Genomic DNA, 2,384 nt, shown 5'->3' on the forward strand with positions numbered 1-2,384 from the left:
GTCCGAGGCAATGTGGTGCATCGTCAGCACCAGCACATGCTCGTCGTCCGCAAAGCCGAGCAGGCTCCCGCGCAGCAGCACGTCTCGACCCAGGTCGAACGGCAGCGCCGCCTCGCGCGCCACGGCCTCGCGCAGCACGCGCTCGCGGTCAGCCGCCGGGACGTGGTCGTACGCAAGCTGTGCGAGCAGTTCCGACGCTACCGGCCGCACTTCCTGCAGCACGGTGTCGTCGTCACCGATGAACACGGTGCGCAGCACCTCATGGCGCTCAACCAGCGCGGTGAGCGCGCGCGCCAGCGCCGGCGCGTCGAGCCGGCCACGCAAGCGCATCGGCCGCACCATGTTGTAGCGCGCGCTGCCGCCCTCGAAGCGATCGACGAACCACAGGCGCTCCTGGGCGAAAGACAACGGCGCCGGCCCAGCGACACCCCTTGGACGCAAGGGTGCCAAGGCGGCGTCGTTCGCCCCCGCGCCACCGCGTCCAAGCGCCGCGATCGCAGCGGCCATGCCGGCTGCGGTGGGCGACTCGAACACCGCTCGCAGCGGCAACTCGACGTCCAGCCGCGCGCGGACCTGGCTCACCAGCCGGGTGGCGAGCAACGAATGCCCGCCGAGCGCGAAAAAGTGGTCGTGCACGCCCACGCGCTCGCGCCGCAGCAGTTCCTGCAGCAGCGCGCACAGCTGCGCCTCGGTCGCGTCGCGCGAGGCGACGTAGCTCATCGCTGGCAGGTCCTCGTCGCGCGGTGCGGGCAACGCTTGTCGGTCCACCTTGCCGCTCGGGGTGAGCGGCCAGCTGTCCATCGGAACAAAGACCGCCGGCACCATGTAGTCCGGCAGGCTGGCAGCGAGATGGGTGCGCCAGCGCGCCTGGGCTGCGGCCGCCGCCTCATCGTGGCCGGGCTCGGACACCACGTAGGCGACCAGGCGCAGGTCCGCCTGGGCATCGTCGCGGCGCGCGAGCACCACCACATCCGTCACGCCGGGGCACGCTGCGAGCCGGTGCTCGATCTCGCCCAACTCGATGCGGAAGCCGCGGATCTTGACTTGGTGGTCGATGCGGCCCACGAATTCCAACTCGCCGTCGGGCAGCCAACGGACCAGGTCTCCGGTGCGGTACATCCGCGCTGGCGCGTCGGTGGAAGACAGGTCAGGCAGGAAGCGCTCTGCAGTGAGCGTGTCGCGGTTCAGGTAGCCCCGCGCGACCCCCTCGCCGCCGAGGTACAACTCGCCGACCGAGCCGATCGGCACCGCGCGGCGCTGTGCGTCGAGCACGTGCGCAGTCACGTCACGCATCGGCCGGCCAATCGCGATCACGCGGTCGGTGCCGGCGTAGCGTCCTTGCAGCACCGACCAGGTGGCGTAGGTCGTCGTCTCGGTCGGGCCGTACATGTGCAGCAGGTGGCGCGGCGGCGCCGCGGCCAGCACGCGGTCCACCGCCTCGTAGTTGACTTGCTCGCCGCCAAACAGCAGGTACTGCAGCGAGCCGAAGCCGTCAGGCAGCTCGTGCGCGACCTGGTTGAACAGCGCCGTCGTCACGAACAGCACCGTCACGCGTTCGGCCACCAGCCGCGCCTGCAGGCGCAGCGGATCCAGCAGCGTGTCCTTGTCGACACGGACCAGCCGCGCGCCGTGAGACAGCGCGTGCCAGACCTCGAAGGTCGTCGCATCGAACGCCGCGTTGGAGGCCTGCGCGATGGCATCGTCCACGGTCACCCGCAGGTAGGTGTCGTCGCTGACCAGCCGCACCACGTTGCGGTGCGTCACCGCCACGCCCTTGGGCTCGCCGGTGGAGCCGGAGGTGTACAGGACGTAGGCCAGGTTGTCCGAGCGCAGCGCGCCGCGCGCTGGCGCGGTGCTCGGCATCCGAGCCAGCCGATCGACGAGGTCATCAGCGTCGAGCGCGCTCACCGGCACCTCGGCCGGCACGGCCGCGCGCAGGCGCTCGGCCAGGTCGCGGCGGGTCAGCACGCGCACGGCGCCGGCGTCCTGCGCCAGGTAGCGCAGCCGTGCCTCGGGAAGATCAGGGTCCAGCGGCACATAGGCACCGCCTGCCTTGAGCACCGCCAGCATCGCCACCACCAACTCGGCCGAACGCGGCAGCGCGAGGCCCACCCGGGTGTCCGGGCCGACGCCGACCTCGGCCAGCCAATGCGCCAGGCGGTTCGCGCGCGCCTCCAGCTCGCCGTAGCGCAAGGTGGCGTCGCCGAACACGAGGGCGGTCGCATCAGGCCGTTCCGTAGCGCGAGCCTGCACCAGCTCATGGATGCAGGCGCCGCGCGGGAACGGGCTGCGGGTGTCGTTCCAGGCCGCCAGGACGCGCCGCTCGTCGTCGCCCGGCAATTCGGCCGCTTCGTGCGCCGCGTCGACGTCGGCCAGCATGGCCT

At 71.8% G+C, this 2,384-nt stretch carries 1 protein-coding gene; it reads right to left on the reverse strand.

Annotated elements, in window-relative coordinates:
* Positions 1-2,384, reverse strand: a 2,384-nt coding sequence (locus AC1DYI_RS32870; RefSeq protein ID WP_477208308.1) for an amino acid adenylation domain-containing protein, incomplete at both ends; no start/stop codon positions are given.

Source organism: Ideonella sp. P3_A4, assembly GCF_056403075.1.